Here is a 689-nt window from a genome sequence, read left to right as displayed (position 1 = left end):
TAAACCGGCTGGTAAATCACGCTGAACTTCGGGTTCTCTTTCAGCCAGCGCTGCGTTTCCTGGCTTTTGTGAATGATGTAGTTATCCACGATAAGCGTGACGGTTTTTGCCCGTCGGTATGTGGCTTTCAGGTGTTTCAGCAGGGCTATGAACAGCACCGAACTCTTGCTGTTGCCGCCAATGTAGCTGACTTTTCCGGTACCGCTGTGCAGCGCCCCGGCCAGGTAGTATTTTTCATTCTGTCCCGGTGTTACCACGCGCTTTTGTTGCCCACGAAGTTGCCAGTCTGCCCCGATTTTGGGATTGAGGTGGATATCCACTTCATCTTCATAAAAGACCGGATGCTCTGCGCTGCATTTTTCCAGTGCCTTATGGATTGCCGCCATCTTCTCCTCTTTATGTGGGTCACGGATGTGCAGGGTCGGGGCCGCCCTGCGCCACACAAGCCCGGCAGAGGGCAGCCAGCGACGAACGGTTCCGGCATGCAACTGACATCCGGTTATCTCATTGATTTTTATTGCCAACAGTTCGGTACTCCAGCGTGAACGCTGATAGCCAAAATCACCGGGAGTGCGTTTTACCAGTTCACGTAACAGTGCGCAGATATGCTCATAAGGCCAGCGGCGGGAGCGCCCTGCGGGCAAGGACTTCAGACCTTCAACACCCGACAGCGTAAACCAGTTAATCCA

1 protein-coding gene is annotated in these 689 nt (G+C 53.7%); it reads right to left on the bottom strand.

The annotated features are described in order from the left end of the window. The coding region (locus ACG0Z5_RS23835; protein WP_394451648.1) for an IS630 family transposase at positions 1–689 on the bottom strand (689 nt) is incomplete at both ends.

The sequence above is a fragment of the Scandinavium sp. M-37 genome, from assembly GCF_043558715.1.
GTDB lineage: Bacteria > Pseudomonadota > Gammaproteobacteria > Enterobacterales > Enterobacteriaceae > Scandinavium > Scandinavium vulneris_A.
This window is presented reverse-complemented; position numbering and strand designations above follow the sequence as displayed.